The sequence below is a fragment of the Pseudomonas sp. NPDC089534 genome (assembly GCF_044749305.1).
Taxonomy (GTDB): Bacteria; Pseudomonadota; Gammaproteobacteria; order Pseudomonadales; family Pseudomonadaceae; genus Aquipseudomonas; species Aquipseudomonas ekonensis.
On the sequence record NZ_JBIVHR010000056.1, the window covers coordinates 24,244 to 42,183 of the forward strand.

The 17,940-nt window shown below is 63.6% G+C and carries 16 protein-coding genes and 1 pseudogene; 10 read left to right on the forward strand and 7 right to left on the reverse strand.

Features of this window, described 5'->3' with window-relative positions; genetic code table 11:
- Positions 1 to 5 precede the first annotated feature (5 nt).
- From ACIP0B_RS17750 to ACIP0B_RS17760, 3 genes are read left to right on the forward strand one after another with little or no spacing between them, the layout of a single operon-like run.
- A complete protein-coding gene (locus tag ACIP0B_RS17750; RefSeq protein WP_085579757.1) occupies positions 6 to 806 on the forward strand; it encodes a carbohydrate ABC transporter permease in 801 nt (266 codons plus the stop codon).
- Between the two features lie 10 nt (positions 807 to 816).
- Positions 817 to 1,089, forward strand: coding sequence for a DUF2160 domain-containing protein (locus tag ACIP0B_RS17755; protein ID WP_400834333.1), 273 nt, complete (start codon positions 817 to 819; stop codon positions 1,087 to 1,089).
- A 47-nt stretch (positions 1,090 to 1,136) separates the two neighbouring features.
- Entirely contained in the window at positions 1,137 to 2,879 is a 1,743-nt protein-coding gene (locus ACIP0B_RS17760) for an extracellular solute-binding protein (RefSeq protein ID WP_400834336.1), read from the forward strand.
- Positions 2,880 to 2,987: 108 nt separating this feature from the next.
- On the opposite strand, the gene ACIP0B_RS17765 is transcribed toward ACIP0B_RS17760, so the two are convergent.
- Complete coding sequence (locus ACIP0B_RS17765; RefSeq protein ID WP_400834339.1) at positions 2,988 to 4,385, reverse strand: heavy metal sensor histidine kinase; 1,398 nt, start codon at positions 4,383 to 4,385, stop codon at positions 2,988 to 2,990.
- Complete coding sequence (locus ACIP0B_RS17770; protein WP_085580099.1) at positions 4,382 to 5,056, reverse strand: heavy metal response regulator transcription factor; 675 nt, start codon at positions 5,054 to 5,056, stop codon at positions 4,382 to 4,384. Before ACIP0B_RS17770 ends, ACIP0B_RS17765 begins: the two co-directional genes overlap by 4 nt.
- 467 nt (positions 5,057 to 5,523) lie before the next feature.
- Here ACIP0B_RS17770 and ACIP0B_RS17775 point away from each other — a divergent pair, with 467 nt between their 5' ends.
- The 7 genes from ACIP0B_RS17775 to ACIP0B_RS17805 all read left to right on the forward strand — a co-directional run bounded on the left by ACIP0B_RS17775 (position 5,524) and on the right by ACIP0B_RS17805 (position 13,217).
- Positions 5,524 to 6,801, forward strand: a complete 1,278-nt coding sequence (locus tag ACIP0B_RS17775; protein WP_400834342.1) for a TolC family protein — start codon at positions 5,524 to 5,526, stop codon at positions 6,799 to 6,801.
- Positions 6,802 to 6,858: 57 nt separating this feature from the next.
- Positions 6,859 to 8,058 carry an efflux RND transporter periplasmic adaptor subunit gene (locus tag ACIP0B_RS17780; protein WP_400834344.1) on the forward strand — a complete coding sequence of 400 codons (1,200 nt, stop codon included), beginning with the start codon at positions 6,859 to 6,861 and terminating at the stop codon, positions 8,056 to 8,058.
- Positions 8,059 to 8,082: 24 nt separating this feature from the next.
- Entirely contained in the window at positions 8,083 to 11,223 is a 3,141-nt protein-coding gene (locus ACIP0B_RS17785; protein ID WP_400834347.1) for a CusA/CzcA family heavy metal efflux RND transporter, read from the forward strand.
- 212 nt (positions 11,224 to 11,435) lie between these two features.
- On the forward strand, positions 11,436 to 11,636 hold the full coding sequence (locus ACIP0B_RS17790; RefSeq protein WP_400834350.1) for a co-regulatory protein PtrA N-terminal domain-containing protein: 201 nt from the start codon (positions 11,436 to 11,438) through the stop codon (positions 11,634 to 11,636).
- Positions 11,637 to 11,715: 79 nt separating this feature from the next.
- The gene (locus ACIP0B_RS17795) at positions 11,716 to 12,048 is read left to right on the forward strand and encodes a DUF2790 domain-containing protein (RefSeq protein WP_400834353.1); all 333 of its coding nucleotides are present in this window, start codon (positions 11,716 to 11,718) and stop codon (positions 12,046 to 12,048) included.
- A 213-nt stretch (positions 12,049 to 12,261) separates the two neighbouring features.
- Positions 12,262 to 12,735, forward strand: coding sequence for an antitoxin Xre/MbcA/ParS toxin-binding domain-containing protein (locus tag ACIP0B_RS17800; RefSeq protein ID WP_400834356.1), 474 nt, complete (start codon positions 12,262 to 12,264; stop codon positions 12,733 to 12,735).
- The gene (locus tag ACIP0B_RS17805) at positions 12,732 to 13,217 is read left to right on the forward strand and encodes an RES family NAD+ phosphorylase (protein ID WP_400834359.1); all 486 of its coding nucleotides are present in this window, start codon (positions 12,732 to 12,734) and stop codon (positions 13,215 to 13,217) included. Before ACIP0B_RS17800 ends, ACIP0B_RS17805 begins: the two co-directional genes overlap by 4 nt.
- A 107-nt stretch (positions 13,218 to 13,324) precedes the next feature.
- Here the strand turns inward: ACIP0B_RS17805 and ACIP0B_RS17810 are convergent, their stop codons facing one another.
- The 5 genes and pseudogenes from ACIP0B_RS17810 to ACIP0B_RS17830 form a co-directional block, all read right to left on the reverse strand.
- Complete coding sequence (locus ACIP0B_RS17810) at positions 13,325 to 14,650, reverse strand: OprD family porin (protein WP_400834362.1); 1,326 nt, start codon at positions 14,648 to 14,650, stop codon at positions 13,325 to 13,327.
- A 144-nt stretch (positions 14,651 to 14,794) separates the two neighbouring features.
- Entirely contained in the window at positions 14,795 to 15,793 is a 999-nt protein-coding gene (locus ACIP0B_RS17815; RefSeq protein WP_400834365.1) for a class I SAM-dependent methyltransferase, read from the reverse strand.
- Positions 15,790 to 17,025 carry a YcaO-like family protein gene (locus ACIP0B_RS17820; protein ID WP_400834367.1) on the reverse strand — a complete coding sequence of 412 codons (1,236 nt, stop codon included), beginning with the start codon at positions 17,023 to 17,025 and terminating at the stop codon, positions 15,790 to 15,792. The genes ACIP0B_RS17815 and ACIP0B_RS17820 overlap by 4 nt, the downstream gene beginning before the upstream one ends.
- Positions 17,026 to 17,067: 42 nt before the next feature.
- On the reverse strand, positions 17,068 to 17,196 hold the full coding sequence (locus tag ACIP0B_RS17825) for a hypothetical protein (RefSeq protein WP_400834370.1): 129 nt from the start codon (positions 17,194 to 17,196) through the stop codon (positions 17,068 to 17,070).
- A 542-nt stretch (positions 17,197 to 17,738) separates the two neighbouring features.
- A pseudogene (locus ACIP0B_RS17830) lies at positions 17,739 to 17,940 on the reverse strand (hypothetical protein); the annotation flags it as partial.

Below are 17,940 nucleotides of genomic sequence, written 5' to 3' on the forward strand. Positions count from 1 at the left end.
CGGCCATGAGCAAGAGAAAGCTGATTCCGCTGCTGGTCTACATCCTGTTCCTGCTGGTGCCGATCTACTGGCTGCTGAACATGTCGTTCAAGAGCAACACCGAAATCCTCGGCGGGCTGACGGTGTTTCCCCAGGACTTCACCTGGCACAACTACAAGGTGATCTTCACCGACCCGAGCTGGTACACCGGTTACCTCAACTCGCTGTACTACGTGAGCCTGAACACGGTGATTTCCCTGAGCGTGGCGCTGCCGGCGGCCTATGCGTTCTCGCGCTACCGGTTTTTGGGCGACAAGCACCTGTTCTTCTGGCTGCTGACCAACCGCATGGCGCCGCCGGCGGTGTTCCTGCTGCCGTTCTTCCAGCTGTACTCGTCGATCGGCCTGTTCGACACCCACATCGCGGTGGCGCTGGCCCACTGCCTGTTCAACGTGCCGTTGGCGGTGTGGATCCTGGAGGGCTTCATGTCCGGGGTGCCGAAGGAAATCGACGAGACCGCCTACATCGACGGCTACAGTTTCCCCAAGTTCTTCGTGAAGATCTTCATCCCGCTGATCGGCTCCGGCATCGGCGTCACGGCGTTCTTCTGCTTCATGTTTTCCTGGGTCGAGCTGCTGCTGGCGCGCACGCTGACGTCGGTGAACGCCAAGCCCATCGCGGCGGTGATGACCCGCACGGTGTCCGCGTCGGGCATCGACTGGGGCGTGCTGGCGGCGGCGGGGGTGTTGACCATTTTGCCGGGCATGCTGGTGATCTGGTTTGTCCGCAACCACGTGGCCAAGGGCTTTGCCCTGGGCCGGGTATGAGGAAGCGATGATGGAATGGATGAGCTGGACGATTCCGACGGCGGCGTTCTTTGGCGCCATCGCCTTGATCCTGGTGGCCATGACCACTTGGGAGCTGCGTTCGCCGAGCGTTGTGCGCAAAGGATTTCTGCCGATCGCCACCACCCGTGGCGATCGCTTGTTCATCGGTCTTCTCGGCAGCGCCTACCTGCATTTGCTGGTGATCGGCGTCACCGGTTGGAGCATCTGGATAGCGTTCGCGTTGTCTGTGGTGTGGCTGTTGGCTGTGATGCGTTGGGGCTGACCGAATCGCTCGACGATGCGGCTCCGGAACTTAAACAGGAGGTCTCTATGTTCGACAAAAACAATAAGCTGCGACATAGCATTTCATTGGCAGCCCTGCTGGCCTTGAGCGGTTTGAGCGCTTCGGCCTGGGCCGATGCCTACGAGGACGCGGCGAAGAAGTGGATCGGCAGCGAGTTCAAGCCGTCCACCCTGACGGCCGACCAGCAACTGGCGGAACTGAAGTGGTTCATCAAGGCCGCCGAGCCGTTTCGCGGGATGGACATCAAGGTCGTCTCGGAAACCCTGACCACCCACGAGTACGAATCCAAGGTGCTGGCCAAGGCCTTCACCGAAATCACCGGGATCAAGGTCACCCACGACCTGCTGCAGGAAGGCGACGTGGTGGAGAAGCTGCAGACCGTGATGCAGTCGGACAAGAGCATCTATGACGGCTGGGTCAACGACTCCGACCTGATCGGCACGCATTTTCGCTACGGCAAGACCGAGGCGATCAGCGACCTGATGGCCAACGAAGGCAAGGACTTCACCTCGCCGACCTTGGACCTCAAGGACTTCATCGGCACCTCGTTCACCACCGCGCCGGACGGCAAGCTGTACCAATTGCCCGACCAGCAGTTCGCCAACCTGTACTGGTTCCGCGCCGACTGGTTCGAGCGTGCGGACCTGAAGGCCAAGTTCAAGGAAAAGTACGGCTATGAGCTGGGCGTACCGGTGAACTGGTCGGCCTACGAGGACATCGCCAAGTTCTTCAGTGAAGACGTCAAGGAAATCGACGGCAAGCGCATCTACGGGCACATGGACTACGGCAAGAAAGATCCGTCCCTGGGCTGGCGCTTCACCGACGCCTGGTTCTCCATGGCCGGCGGCGGCGACAAGGGCCTGCCCAACGGCCTGCCGGTGGACGAGTGGGGGATCCGCGTCGAGGACTGCCATCCGGTGGGCTCCAGCGTGACCCGCGGCGGCGACACCAACGGCCCGGCGGCGGTGTTCGCCACGACCAAATACGTCGACTGGCTGAAGAAGTACGCGCCGCCGGAGGCCGCAGGCATGACCTTCTCCGAGTCGGGGCCGGTGCCGTCCCAGGGCAACATCGCCCAGCAGATCTTCTGGTACACCGCGTTCACGGCCGACATGACCAAGCCGGGCCTGCCGGTGGTCAACGCCGACGGCACGCCGAAATGGCGGATGGCGCCTTCGCCGCGCGGGCCGTACTGGGAAGAGGGGATGAAGCTGGGCTATCAGGACGTGGGGTCGTGGACCTTCATGAAGTCGACGCCCGAGAAGCAGAAGCTCGCGGCCTGGCTGTACGCGCAGTTCGTGACCTCGAAAACCGTGTCGCTGAAGAAAACCATCGTCGGCCTGACGCCGATCCGCGAGTCGGACATCAACTCCCAGGCCATGACCGACCTGGCGCCCAAGCTCGGCGGCCTGGTGGAGTTCTACCGCAGCCCGGCCCGCATCCAGTGGACGCCGACCGGCACCAACGTGCCTGACTACCCGCGTCTGGCGCAGCTGTGGTGGAGCCACATCGCCGAGGCCGCCAGCGGCGACAAGACCCCGCAGCAAGCCCTCGACGGCCTGGCCAAGGATCAGGACGCGATCATGACCCGCCTGGAACGCTCCAAGGCCCAGGCCACCTGCGCGCCGAAGATGAACCCCGAGCGCGACGCGCAATACTGGTTCGACCAACCCGGCGCACCGAAGCCGAAACTGGCCAATGAAAAGCCCAAGGGCGAGACCGTGAGCTACAACGAACTGCTCAAGTCGTGGGAGGCGGCGCGCAAGTGAAGGCGGGGACGTAGAGACTGAACGGCACCGGAAGGTGCCGTTTTGTTTTGTCGCATCGGCCATCGTCATCGCGAGCAGACTCGCTCCTACAGGTCACTTGATCATTCCCTAATCGGAATTGGGAAACCCCAACCTGAACACCGTCATCGCCCCCGGCAGGCTCTTCACCTCGGCCACGCCCCGGTGCAGGCTCATGATCGAGCGCACGATGGCCAGGCCCAAACCGGTGCTGCCCTGGGTGCGCGAGCGGCTGCTGTCGACCCGGTAGAAGCGGTCGAACAGGTGCGGCAGGTGCTGCGCCTCGATGCCGGCGCCGGGGTTGCTCACCAGCAGCGAAGACTGGGCGGCGCCCCGTTCGATCAGCAGCGTGACCGTCTTGCCGTCCGGGCAGTGGCGCAGGGCGTTGGAGAGCAGGTTGGAGATCGCCCGCTGGATCATCAGGCGGTCGCCCAGCACATCGGCGCTGCCGATCACGCTCAGCTGGATCCGCTTGTCCTGGGCCGTCAGGGCGAACATCTCGGCCACTTTGCGCGCTTCGTCCGCCAGCCCGACCCGTTCGAACGGCGCCAGCGCCGAAGGATGGCTGACCTGCGCCAGGAACAGCATGTCGGACACGATCCGGGCCACCCGTTCCAGTTCCTCGATGCAGGACACCAGCACATCTTGGTACTCCTCCACGCTGCGTTGCCGGGACAGCGTCACCTGGGCCTTGCCCATCAGGTTGTTGATCGGCGTGCGCAGTTCATGGGCCAGGTCGTCGGAAAACTGCGACAGCTGCTGCACCCCCGCGTCCAGGCGATGGAGCATGACGTTGATGCCCTGGGCCAGTTCGCTCAGTTCCTGGGGCATGTTCACCACCGACAAGCGATGGTCCAGGTCCTGGGTCGAGACCATCGCCGCCACCTTGCGGAACTCGCGCATCGGCGCCAGTCCCCGCTGCACGGCACCCCAGGCGCTGAGCCCGATGAAGATCAGCAGCAGCGGCAGCGCCATCAGCGTCGAGCGCAGGTAGGCGCTGAGCAAGGCCTGGTCGTGGGCGTTGTCCACCGACAGCAGCAGCGGCACGCGGGTGCCGTCCTTGAGGCGCACCAGCTTGGTCGCCGTGAGGAATTTTGCCCCGGCGGAGTCGGTGCTGGCGGTGTAGGCCAGTTCGTCGGTCGCCGTCCGCGCCGCCTTGAGCTCCAGGCGCGGATCGGCCATGCCGGCGCCGGACTTGAGCAGCGGCGTGCGCAGGTTGTCGAGGTCGTAGAGGGTCAGGGTGAGGTTGTCATGGCCCATGACCTGATCGAGCAGAATGTGGGGCTTGGAGCGGATTTCGCCGGGGTCGGTGTACAGCGACAGGCTGTGCTCGACCTGCTCCATCTTGCTGGCCAGGCTGTCCCGGGACAGCGCGTTCAGTTCGTGGGTCAGGGCGAAGTAGGCCAACACCGCGAGGAACACCACCAGCAGCGCGCCCAGCACGCTGACCGTGATCCCCAGGCGCATCGACAGGCTGACCGGCTTCATTCCCGGGCCTCCAGCACATAGCCGACGCCGCGCAGGGTGTGGATCAGCTTGCTGGCGAACGGGTCGTCGATCTTGGCCCGCAGGCGGCGGATCGAGACCTCCACCACGTTGGTGTCGCAGTCGAAGTTCATGTCCCACACCAGCGAGATGATCTGGGTGCGGGTCAGCACCTCGCCGGACTGGCGCATCAGCAGGTGCAGCAGGGCGAATTCCTTGGTGGTGAGGTCGATGCGCTGCCCGTCGCGAAAGGCCCGGTGGCGGCCGGGGTCGAGCTCCAGGTCGGCCACCTTGAGCACCTGCGGCACCGGGATGTTCTCGCTGCGGCGCATCAGGGTGCGCACCCGCGCCAGCAGTTCGGGAAACTCGAACGGCTTGACCAGATAGTCGTCGGCGCCCAGGTCCAGGCCGCGGATCTTGTCGGCCAGACGGCCGCGGGCGGTGAGCATCATCACCCGGGTGGAGCGGGTGCGGCGCAGTTGCTCAAGCACGCTCCAGCCGTCCAGTTCCGGCAGGTTGACGTCGAGGATCATCAGGTCATAGGCCTGCTGTTGCGCCAGGTGCAGCCCATCGGCGCCGTTGGCCGCACGGTCGACGACATAACCGCTTTCCGTCAGTCCCTGGTGCAAGTATTCGGCAGTTTTAAGCTCGTCCTCGACAATAAGGATTCGCATGGTCAATCACCACTTTCATTGAAGGGTCAAATAATGGGGCGGGCTCTGGAAGTTGTTGTTCTTATCGGCCTGTTCATTTGTTTAGTTGCGGCGGTCCGCGGTGTTTCCTGCGGGCATTTCGCCGGAGGAAGGCGTGCAGGATAAAGTCTGTAGTCACTTCAGGGTCAAACGAAGTCATTGATTGGATGCGCCTAAATCGGCCTTCTGCGACGGTCTGTCGCAGCGGATGACGCGACTTTTCATGCACTTCATGAATCGAAGAGTGCGGCAAGTGCTGTTCGGCAGATAATCGAAGAGTAAGTGTTTCGTTGTGTTTCTAATTGGCCGTGCACACTTTCATGCTAGAGCAAAAGTTACCGGGCCGACGCTGGATAACGTATTTGTAATGTTCCAGTCACCTTGTCGATAAGTTCAAAACCCTACCGTGGCGGCATCGAAGATTCCCGAATCAAAAAGGAAACATTCAATTGCCCGGTTTAAATGAACGGACGGCGCGCCTGCGCCTGAAAAACACGCGGTCGCTGTTTGCCGCTGGCCTCCTGCTGTGGGGCGGTTGCGCCATGGCGGCCGTTTCGCCGGGCCCGGCGCTGACCCTCGATCAGGCCCTGCAAACGGCTTTCGCCGGCAACCCCGACCTGGCCGCGGCCGGCTGGGAAATCGGCATCGCCGCTGGCGAACGGCAGCAGGCGGGGCTGATCCCCAACCCGGAAGTGGCCTGGGAGGCGGAAGACACCCGGCGCGAGTCGCGCACCACCACGGTGACCCTCAGCCAGCCCATCGAGCTGGGCGGCAAGCGCGGGGCGCGGATCGACGTGGCGAGCCGCGCCCAGGACGCCGCCGGCATCGAGCTGGAGCGCAAGCGCCTCGGCCTGCGCGCCGACGTGATCCAGGCCTACACCGCCGTGCAGACGGCGCAGCAACGGCTGCAACTGTCCCGTCAGTCGCTGGCGTTGGCCGAGCACGGCCTGCGGGTGGCGCAGGGGCGGATCGGGGCGGGCAAGTCGTCGCCGGTCGAGGGCACGCGGGCCCAGGTGCAATTGTCGGAGGTGCGCCTTGAGCTGAGCCGGGCCGAGCGCGACCGGGCCAACGCCTGGCAGCAACTGGCGCAGGTCATGGGCGCGCCGCTGCCGGAGTCGGCCGAGGTGCCGGCCGCTGCGGCCGCTCTGCCGGCGGTTCCGCCGTCGTCCCGGTTGCTCGGGCGCCTGAACGAGACCGCCGAGCTGCGCCTGGCGGCGTTGCAGATCGACCAGCGCGAAGCCTCGCTGGGGCTGGAGAAGGCCCAGCGGATTCCTGACCTGACCGTCAGCGTCGGCAGCCAGTACAGCGAAACGGAACGCGAACGGGTCAACGTCGTCGGGCTGTCGATGCCGATTCCGCTGTTCAACCGCAACCAGGGCAACGTGTTGGCCGCCGCTCGCCGCGCCGATCAGGCCCGGGATCTGCGCAACGCCACGGAGCTGCGCCTGCGCACCGAAATACAGACCGCGCTGGAGCAATGGCGGACCGCCGACGGCGAGGCGCAGGCGTTCGACAAGAGCATCCTGCCCGCCGCACAGAGTGCCGTGGACAGCGCCACCCGCGGCTTCGAAATGGGCAAGTTCGCCTTTATCGACGTGCTCGACGCCCAACGCACCTTGATCGGCGCCCGCACCCAATACCTCCAGGCCGTGGCCGAGGCGACCGACGCCCGAGTGCGCATCGAGCGCATCTTCGGCGACCTCGGTGCGCTCGCCGTCAGCCGTTGAGTTTCAATTTTCGATCACCGCAGCGCCGCGCCGGCGGCGGGGCGCAGAGGAGTTTCCATGGATAAAAGACTGATGGCGGTCGCTGCGGCGACCTTGAGCGTGGGCATCGGGATCGGCGCGTTGTGGATGGGTAACCCACCCGCCGGTGCCCATGCCGACGAGGCGGCGGAGCACGCCGATCACGCCGCCGAAAGCGCGGCGGCCGAAGGCGGGCACGATGAGGGCGAGGAAGGGCATCTGGCCCTGAGCGCCGAACAGATCACGGCGGCGGGCATTCAAATGGCCGAGGCCAAGGCCGCCGGTCTCAGCCTCGGCTTGCCGTTCCCCGGCGAAGTGCGCTTCGACGAAGACCGCACCGCCCATGTCGTGCCGCGGGTGCCGGGCGTCGTGGAGTCGGTGCCGGTGGTGCTGGGCCAGCCGGTGAAGAAGGGCCAGTTGCTGGCGGTGATCGCCAGCCAGCAGATTTCCGATCAGCGCAGCGAGCAGGCGGCGGCGCAACGCCGCCTGGCCTTGGCGCGCACGACCTATGAACGGGAGAAGCAGCTGTGGCAGGACAGGATTTCCGCCGAGCAGGATTTCCTTCAGGCCCGCCAGGCGCTGGAAGAGGCCGAGATCGCCCTGGCCAACGCCCGGCAGAAGATCAGCGTGCTCAGCGGCAGCGTGGCCGCCGGCGGAGGCAACCGCTATGAGCTGCGCGCGCCGTTCGACGGCGTGGTGGTGGAGAAGCACCTGACGCCGGGCGAGGTGGTCGACGAGACCACCAACGCCTTCACCCTGTCGGACCTGTCGCGGGTGTGGGTGACCTTCGGCGTTTCGCCCAAGGACCTGAACCGGGTGCAGGTGGGCAAGCCGGTGACCGTCAGCGCGCCGGAGCTGAATGCCGAAGTGGCCGGCACCGTGGCTTACGTCGGCAATCTGCTCGGCGAGCAGACGCGCACCGCGACGGTCCGCGTGACCCTGGCCAACCCGCAGGGCGCGTGGCGTCCGGGGCTGTTCGTGACGGCGCTGGTGGCCACCGACAGCCGGCAGGTCAAGGTGGCGGTGCCGGAGTCCGCGCTCCAGACCGTCGAGGACAAGCCCACGGTGTTCGTGCGCACCGACGACGGCTTCAAGGCGCAGGCGGTGGCCTTGGGCAGCCGCGCCGCCGGGCTGGTGGAAATCACCGAAGGGCTGGAGGCCGGCGCGCAGGTCGCCGCCGCCGGCAGCTTCATTCTCAAATCGGAACTGGGCAAGGCTTCGGCCGAGCACGCTCACTGATCCGTCTTCGACAAGAAGGTCCTCATGTTTGAACGCCTGATCCAGTTCGCCATCGAGCAGCGCTTCATCGTGCTGCTCGCCGTATTGCTCATGGCCGGCCTCGGCGTCGCCAGCTATCAGAAGCTGCCGATCGACGCGGTGCCGGACATCACCAACGTCCAGGTGCAGATCAACACCGGCGCCGCGGGGTTCTCGCCGCTGGAAACCGAGCAGCGCATCACGTTCCCCATCGAGACGGCGATGGCCGGATTGCCGGCGCTGGAGCAGACCCGCTCGCTGTCGCGGTCGGGCCTGTCCCAGGTCACGGTGATCTTCAAGGACGGCACCGACCTGTTCTTCGCCCGGCAGTTGGTGAACGAGCGCCTGCAAGCGGCCAAGGAACAGTTGCCCGAAGGCGTGGAGGCGGTGATGGGGCCGATCTCCACGGGCCTGGGCGAGATCTTCCTGTGGACGGTGGAGGCGCAGGAAGGCGCGCTCAAGGACGACGGCACGGCCTACACGCCGACCGACCTGCGGGTGATCCAGGACTGGATCATCAAGCCGCAGCTGCGCAACGTCCCCGGCGTGGCCGAGATCAACACCATCGGCGGGTTCGCCAAGGAATACCAGATCGCCCCCGACCCGAAACGGCTGGCGGCCTACAAGTTGACGCTGACCGATCTGGTGACGGCGCTGGAGCGCAACAACGCCAACGTCGGCGCCGGCTACATCGAGCGCAGCGGCGAGCAGCTGCTGATCCGCGCGCCGGGGCAGGTGGCGAGCACCGAAGACATCGCCAATATCGTGATGGCCAACGTCGATGGCACGCCGATCCGGGTGAGGAACGTCGCCACCGTCGACATCGGCCGCGAACTGCGCAGCGGCGCCGCCACCGAGAACGGTCGCGAAGTGGTGCTCGGCACCGTGTTCATGCTGATCGGCGAGAACAGCCGCACGGTCTCCCAGGCGGTGGCCGGCAAACTTGAGCAGATCAACCGTTCGCTGCCCAAGGGCGTGGTCGCGGTGCCGGTGTACGACCGCACGCACCTGGTGGACAAGGCCATCGCCACGGTGAAGAAAAACCTGGTGGAAGGCGCGGTGCTGGTGATCGCGATCCTGTTCCTGTTCCTGGGCAACATCCGCGCCGCGCTGATCACCGCGATGGTGATTCCGCTGTCGATGCTGTTCACCTTCACCGGCATGTTCACCAACAAGGTCAGCGCCAACCTCATGAGCCTGGGGGCGCTGGACTTCGGCATCATCGTCGACGGCGCGGTGGTGATCGTGGAGAACACCCTGCGCCGGTTGGCCCATGCGCAGCAGCATCACGGGCGGCTTTTGACCCGTTCCGAGCGCTTCCACGAGGTGTTCGCGGCGGCGAAGGAGGCACGCCGCCCGCTGATCTTCGGCCAGCTGATCATCATGGTCGTGTACCTGCCGATCTTCGCCTTGAGCGGCGTCGAAGGGAAAATGTTCCACCCGATGGCGTTCACCGTGGTCATCGCCTTGCTCGGCGCGATGCTGCTGTCGGTGACGTTCGTGCCGGCGGCCATTGCGCTGTTCGTCACCGGCAAGGTCAAGGAGGAAGAGGGCGCGGTCATGCGGGGCGCCCGGCGTGCGTACGCACCGGCGCTGGACTGGGTGATGGGCCACCGCAAGGCGGCCGTGGGTCTGGCGCTGGGCGCGGTGGTGCTCAGCGGCGCGGTCACCGCCCGCATGGGCAGCGAGTTCGTGCCGAGCCTCAGCGAAGGCGATTTCGCCCTGCAGGCCCTGCGCGTGCCGGGCACCAGCCTGTCCCAGTCGGTGGACATGCAGCAGCGCCTGGAAACCCTGATCCTGGGCAAGGTGCCGGAAGTCGAGCGGGTGTTCGCCCGCACCGGCACCGCCGAGATCGCCTCCGACCCGATGCCGCCGAACATCTCCGACAGTTACGTGATGCTCAAGCCCAAGGACCAATGGCCGGATCCGGGCAAGTCCCGCGACACCCTGATGGCCGAACTGCAACAGGCCGCGGCGGCGCTGCCGGGGAGCAACTACGAGCTGTCGCAGCCGATCCAGCTGCGCTTCAACGAACTGATCTCCGGCGTGCGCAGCGACGTGGCGGTCAAGGTGTTCGGCGACGACATGGACGTGCTCAACGCCACGGCGGCGAAGATCGCGGCGGCCCTGCAGACGGTCGCCGGCGCGTCCGAGGTCAAGGTCGAGCAGACCACCGGGCTGCCGGTGCTGACCATCAACATCGACCGCGACAAGGCCGCCCGCTACGGGCTCAACGTGGGGGACGTGCAGGACACCATCGCCGTGGCGGTCGGCGGGCGGCAGGCCGGGACGCTGTATGAGGGCGACCGGCGCTTCGACATGGTCGTGCGCCTGTCCGACGCCATGCGCAAGGACATCGACGGCCTGTCGTCGCTGCTGATCCCGGTGCCGGCGCCGCTCAACGGCGCCGACGGCCGGATCGGCTTCATCGCGCTCAAGGAGGTCGCCAGCCTCGATCTGGTGCTGGGGCCCAATCAGGTCAGCCGCGAGAACGGCAAGCGCCTGGTGATCGTCAGCGCCAACGTGCGCGGGCGCGACATCGGCTCGTTCGTCAGCGAAGCCGGCGAGGTGATCGGACGCGATGTGCAGGTGCCGCCCGGTTACTGGACGAGCTGGGGCGGTCAGTTCGAGCAGTTGCAGTCGGCGGCCAAGCGCCTGCAGATCGTGGTGCCGGTGGCGCTGCTGCTGGTGTTCGGGCTGCTGTTCATGATGTTCAACAACCTCAAGGACGGCTTGCTGGTGTTCACCGGCATTCCGTTTGCGCTGACCGGCGGCGTCATGGCCCTGTGGCTGCGGGACATTCCGCTGTCGATCTCGGCAGGGGTCGGTTTCATCGCGTTGTCCGGGGTGGCGGTGCTCAACGGGCTGGTGATGATCGCGTTTATCCGCAACCTGCGGGAGGAGGGACGTTCGCTGGCCGACGCGGTCAGCGAAGGCGCGTTGACACGCCTGCGCCCGGTGCTGATGACGGCGCTGGTGGCGTCGCTGGGCTTCATCCCCATGGCCCTGGCCACCGGCACCGGCGCGGAGGTGCAGCGCCCGCTGGCCACGGTGGTGATCGGCGGGATCCTGTCCTCGACCGTGCTCACGCTGCTGATCCTGCCGGTGCTGTACCGCCTGGCCCACCGCAGGGACGAAGTTCAATAGCGGTCTCCCTGTAGGAGCGAGCCTGCTCGCGATAGCGATTTGTCAGCCAGCGCCGCAGTCGACTGACACACCGCCATCGCGAGCAGGCTCGCTCCTACAGGTTGATTCTCTCGGGCGGCCGGCACATGACGGATATGTAATGTGCGCGCCACCGTCACGAAAGGTGCGGGTTGTTACCTTGATCCCGTCAGTTACCCAATGAGGAATCAAGCATGAAACCTGTACAGATCGGCGCCTTTTTGGCTGCGTTGGCGGTGTCTTCCCTGGTCATGGCCGAAGGCGGCGGCGACCGGACGTTCGAGCGGATGATGACGGCCAACGACCGTTCGGTGGAGCTGTTCGTCGCCAAGGAGAAGGCCCGCGAACCGGTGGTCGTCAACGAGAAGAAAGACGGCGCCACCCAAGACCTGTAAGCGTGCCGCGCTTGCGCAAGCCCGTCATCGCACGCCGATGCCGGGCTTTTTCATGAGTCAGCTACGGAAGGAAACGGATATGAAAGCCATCCGATCGATTGTGTTCGCCGGTGCCATAGCGATGTCCCTGAATGCGTTGGCCGAAGGCGGCGGTGACCGCACGTTCGACAAGGCCCTCGGCGCCAATGCCAAGGCCATGGAGCAGTACGCCGCCAACCAGGGTAAGGCGCCGCCGGAGGTGAAGGCGTATGAGTACGGGATGAAGCTGGATGTGGTCAAGGTGGTGAGTGTCGTGCGTCCGCAGGCCGCCTGCGCGGTGGTGCCGACGGCGATGACCTATGAAGACTCGCAGGGACGGCTCAACACGGTCACGTACACCGTGGCGGGTGATTGCCGTAAGCGGGGAGGGTGAGTTCCTACAGCAAAGGCCCGGTTTTCATGAAAAGCCCTGAATTCTCTGACATCTTTTTAAGGTTGGCTTCCGGGTACCCGTCACTTACCCTCAGGGCGAATGGATGTCATCGGATACCAAAGGGACGGGTCAATCTTGGAAGCAGCATTCACTTGCCTGAGTGGCGACATTTGGCGTTATGATTGCGTCAAATGTCGTCTGGAGGGCGTCGGTATGTCCACGGTAACAACGGCCTCGGTTCCGAGGGTGCGCAAGACCATCAGAAGGCCGACCGAGGTGCTGCTTCATGGCCGCAAGGGCGACACGCGCCTTTCGATCATCCAGTACACCAAGGAGGGTTTCAGCCTGAGCGCGGTCAAGGACATGCTGGCCCTGTCGGCGCTGTACATGGAGAACGACCTTGTCCAGCGCATCACGGGAAAGTCCATTCGCACCGTCCAGCGCCTGGCGAAGGAGACCGGCTCGGTTCGCCTGAACCCGCAGCAGAGCGCCGTCGCTTTCCAGTACGCGCAAGTGCTGGAGCATGCCACCGAGGCGTTCGGCAATCAGTCGCTCGCTGAGGACTGGCTGAAGAAGCCCTGCAAGTACCTGGACGGCAATGTGCCGCTGGAGCTGATCGACAACCCGCTGGGCTTCCAGGTGGTGGAGGATTACCTGACCCGGATCGAGCACGGGGTCTATCAGTGAATCCCTTGCCCTGGGACGGCAAGTGGTACGCCTGGCGCCTCGACCGTGAGGTCTACAAGACGACTTGGGACAGCGGCATCGGTGCGCAACGCTCCGGCGGCCGTTGGAACCCTCCGGGACGTCGGGTGATCTACGCATCGGCCGACCCGGCCACCGCCATCCTGGAGGTGGCGGCCCATCTGGGGTTCGATGCCCTGGACACGGTCCCGCATGTGCTCACCTGCTTTGAAGTCCGCGATCCCTCGACGATCAAGGTCGTCCAGCCCGAAGACGTCCCCAACCCCAACTGGCTCATCCCGGCCCAACCTTCACCCAATCAGCAACAGTTCGCCGAGAAGCTGCTGGCGCAACATCCCTTTGTGCTGATCCCGTCGGCCGTGACGCGGCATTCGTGGAACCTGCTGGTGAGCTGCGACCTGGCGACGGACCGGTTCTCCCTGGTCTCTCAGGAGCGCTTCGGCCTGGACACGCGGTTGGTCTAGCGCATTGCAACGCGGCGAAAAAAAAGGCGCCCCGAAGGACGCCAAAGATTCACCTCTTACCAAAGGAGCAAGGAGCTTCTAAAGGTGAATGGGGTTGATCCGCCCGGTCAGAGAATCGCCAGCGGATACTCGACGATCACGCGCACCTCATCCAGATCCGATTCGAACGCCGTGGCGCGGGTCGTGGCCTGACGCAGGCGCAGCGACATGTCCTTGAGCGAGCCGCTCTGCACCACGTATTTCACTTCGATGTCCCGTTCCCAGCGCTTCTGGTCGGTCAGCGGATTGCCCTCGGCGTCACGGCGCATGTACACGGCGTTGGCGTTGGAGTAGTCGGCGTCGGTGCCGCGGGCGTAGCGGGTCATGAACGACAAGCCGGGTACGCCGTAGGCGCTCATGTCGAGGTCGTAGCGCACCATCCACGAACGTTCCTTGGGTGAGTTGAAGTCGCTGTACTGGATGGAGTTGTCGAGGAAGATCGAGTCCGATTGGCGCAGGTAGTCGAAATCGTCGTCGCCGTTGTTGCGCTGGTGCGACAGGGCCACGGAATGCGCGCCGAGCTTCACGCCGACCCGGCCGCTCCAGATGTCGTTGTCGAACTTGCCGAGCAACTGTTTGCCTTCATCGACCGCCTTGTAATAGTTCAGGCCGCCGAACAGCGACAGGTCGTCCGACAGCGGATACGTCCAGGCGGTGCCGGCGTAGTACTGGTTCCAGGCGTCTTTGAGGCGACTGGAGTACAGGCTGAAGCTCAGGTTCTTGTTCAGCGCATAATCGCCGCCACCGTAGGCGATCCAGGGTGAATTGACCGGGCCGGCATAGAAGGTCGCGAAGTTGTCGCGCATATCGCTGGAGACCGGTTGGCTCATCGCATGCAACCGGCCGCCCTGGATCGACAGGCCTTCGATGCTGGTGTTGGTCGCCGTCACACCGCGAAAGCTTTCCGGCAGCAATCGCGAGTCGCCCGCCGCCACCACCGGGTTGGCCGGGAACACATCGCCGATTTTCACCACGGTATCGAACGCCCGAATCTTGGCGGCGCCCCCGACCTTGGTGTATTCGTCCCTTGCTTCACCGTCACTGTTGACCGGCAACACATCGAACGAACTGCGGCCGCCGTTGCGGCCGTCACCGGTGTCGAGCTTCAGTCCGATCATCGCGAACGCATCCACCCCGACCCCGACGGTGCCCTGGGTGAAACCGGATTCGAACTTGCTGATGACGGCGTGGGCCCAGGCTTCGGAGTAGCCGTTGCCGGTGGGGCTGGACTGCCCGTCGCGGTGATCGCGGTTGAAGTAGTAGTTGCGGTTGAGCAGCGTCAGGCTGCTGCCTTCGATGAAACCCTCGGCCTTTTCCTGCGCAAGCGCGGTGGTCGGCCCGGAGCCGACAACCACGGCCAATGCGGCCATCGACATTCTTGAATTGTTAACCATCAATCACTCCTGGAGTTCGGCAGAACGGGAACGTGCTTCGGCGTGGGTCTTGTTGTTCGGCGGAAAGGGCCGCCGTTAGGGTCGCCGGGTGACATCGTTGCAAGCTGCGGATAACGCCAGGGTGATGGGGGAATTACATTTTCGTCATGTGTCGTGATTTACTGTGGCCGGGAGAAGGGATCCCGAGGTCGGGACCGTCAATCGGTAGAACTGGAACAATTCCTGCCGGCCAGAACGCGCGGCGACGCTGGAAACCAGGGTCAGCCCGAACGTCTGGATCAGCCATGTGACCGCCAACAGGACTGGCGTATGGCCAAAGATGAGAATCGTGCCACCCGGATTCACGCAAGGCATCAGCCTTCCGAAAATGGTGTGTGCTTCGCTACGGGTCATGACCTCTGCATTCAAAAAACGCAGGATCAGCACATCGCAACGTATGCCTGACTCCGTGGATATCTCGGCTTCCATCACGCGAAAGCCGACGCGGGACAAGCCATGGTGATTTTGTGCGTACTCGATCATCGACACCGAGCGGTCAGAGCCCAGGCACCGGCAATCGGGCAGTCGATCGGCCAGATGGGCGATGAACTCTCCCGTTGAACAGGCTGGGTCATAGATGACCGTGCCAGGTTTGGACAGGGTTTTCAGCAGTGCCACGCAGTGCTCGCGAAAGTGCTGTTCATCGGCGTTCAGGCGAACGGCTAGCGATTCGCTGACGTGCCAGTATTCTTGCGGGCATACGGCTTCACGGCCGGCGTCATCCACCAGTGCGAAGGGGAAATGCAATTGTGCGTCGGGTGATGTCAGCGCGGACTCGAAAGCCATCGCTTTCTGCGCTGCCGATGTTGCCCGGAAGTATATGGATACGCCATCGTTGCTCCACTGCGATTGAATATGGGGGCCAAGCAGCATGGAGGGATGAAGTGCGCTGTAAGGCTGCCATCGCTGGCCGTCGCCGCGCCGCAGGGTTCTGCGGCCGACCCAGTCACCTTCCTTCAGATGCAGCAGGAATACGTGGTGCAGTCCGTTGCCGGGTGGTTCGCAGTAGCTGCCGATGGAGCCCGATCGAATGATGTGGCTGGACATATCGCGAGACAATGCCAGCTCCCGTGTGTGATCGACGTTTACCGGTGTTTCCCTCATGGATTGAATTCCTGGGGTTTGTTCTCCAGCTTCCGCCCTCTGGCATTGGGTACGACCACATTGCCGCTGGATACAGTGAAGAACCGCTCCAGACCTGGAATGACGACGTTGACCACGGTGGTGCCCAGATCCGTCTGATGAAGCGTGGTGACCCCGAGGACATGGCCGTGATATTCGAGGTCTGCGGCCAACCGGTCGATCTGCTCGGTCAGGGACGAATCCACGCCGGTGTCCGGCAGCGCCACGCTCAGTCGGGGAGAGCGCTGCAACAGGGCTTCGGTATTGAATTGCAGGCAACGCAGCAGCCGCGTGAATCGTTGCAAATGGCGTTGAGCATTGAGCAGGCTGTTCCGGTATTCGTCATTTGCCGCGGCGAAGTGCATTTGCACCAGTTCGGTCAGCGCGCGCCATGCGCCGTGACGCGGATCGAGCGAGCAACCGCTTCCAAACACTTGCACCGGAAACCCCGAGGCCTTTGAAAAGGCCAGAAAGGTACGTGCCTTGAACTCGGTGCTGATGTCCAGAAGCACGATTTCTGCACCGATCTCTCGCTCTGCGTCTGTCCATAGGCGACCGAGAGCATCGTCCTGCTCCGGGCGGATGACGTGGCGCAGAGGTGAAAGGTTTTCGTAGTAGAAGTGATCGAGCAGAAACAGTGAAACGGCATCGCGTTCGATGCATTCATTGGTCGCATGCAGCAGCGCTTCATCGTAAGTGGCGCCGATGGCTGTGCCGCTGTTGCTGGAGTAGCGGCGCAGGGCCCGGTAGTCCGTACAGTCCTGTTCGAGTGGCCTGTCTGCGTAGTGGGGGGAGATTAATGCGACCGGATAGGAAAAGCGCGTGCGTGTTTTGTGCTGCACGTAATCGCGGCAGACAATGTGGGTGCCCTGTTCTGCGTTCAGCAAGATATGGACGTGATCATTCGCGAACAGCGTTGTGTCTGCGAAGTAGTCGGCGCTGACCGTGTGAGTGTCAGCGGTGCAGTGATCTTCAGCCCATTGGTGCTCAAGGGCCTCGAACAGCGCACCCAGTCTTGCGTGTTCCAGGTAGCCTTTTCCGCTGCCATGAGCCTGACGATTGTCCGGCCCGGTAAGTGTCGCGTGCACCAGGACAAGGTCGTTACCAAACGTACGGGTCGAAGGTGCGAGTCCCTGACGGCCCAGTTCAATCTCGACCCGCCGGCAGGCCTGTGCGATCGTCAGTTCGCGTTCCACAACTTTTGCTTTGTTCATGATCCCTCCCCAAAAAGAACGGGGGATTGCTCCCCCGTTGCTTTACTCGGCGTCCAGTTCCGCCATTTCCGCTTCGCTCAGTTGAAGTGTCTCGATCTGTTCATCGTTCAAGGTTTCCTGTTTATCGAGTTCAGTGATGCTGTTGATAATGGCGGTGGTTAAATAGCCCATTGTTCAATTCCTTTGTTTAGTTGATGTGCGGTTTGAGCACGAGCGGAATCTATAAGCGCCAGATTGCTTGGGTCAAACGTAACAAAAGGTCTAAGGAGGGGGCTCTTGGGGACATCGAAACATCGACATGTAAACTTTGGCTTGAATTGCGGCGCACCCGGCGGGGCACGGTCTGCGGTGTCGAACGGTCGAGGAAGAGTCGGGTCGAGTTGAATGTTTATGACCGTTTGATAAGGATATTAAGACTTGGGGTGTAGGAAGCTTCATCAAGTTATGTGTGTGACTCGACTTCAAGGTTGGGGTAATGGTTTTTTACTGCAGTCTTTAGCGAGTTTTCCTACCGATATTTATCTGTATTCGTATCTTTTAATGGGAAGTTCAAGGGAAAGGTTGGGGGGCTCAAGCGCGTTCTCCACGGTGAGCCATAGGCTCAAGCCGACGCCGGACGTTCAGGGCCGAGCACAGGATCCCGTTAAACCCCCAGACGCAAAAACGGCACCCGAAGGTGCCGTTTCTGTTTACCGCCGAAGCTCGCCGGGCGATCAGCCCGCCAGGCCCGATTGCTGAACCAGGTTCAGCAGCGGCTGAGGGTACAGGCCGAGGAAGAACGCCAGGACGGCGATGGCCAGCAGCATCACGCCGCCTGCCTTCTGTTCCCAGTGCAGCTGGGCGTCGTGGCGGCGCAGGTTCGGTTCGTCCTGTCCAGCCCGGCGATGGCGCTGGTCTACACCGAGCGCTGCCGGG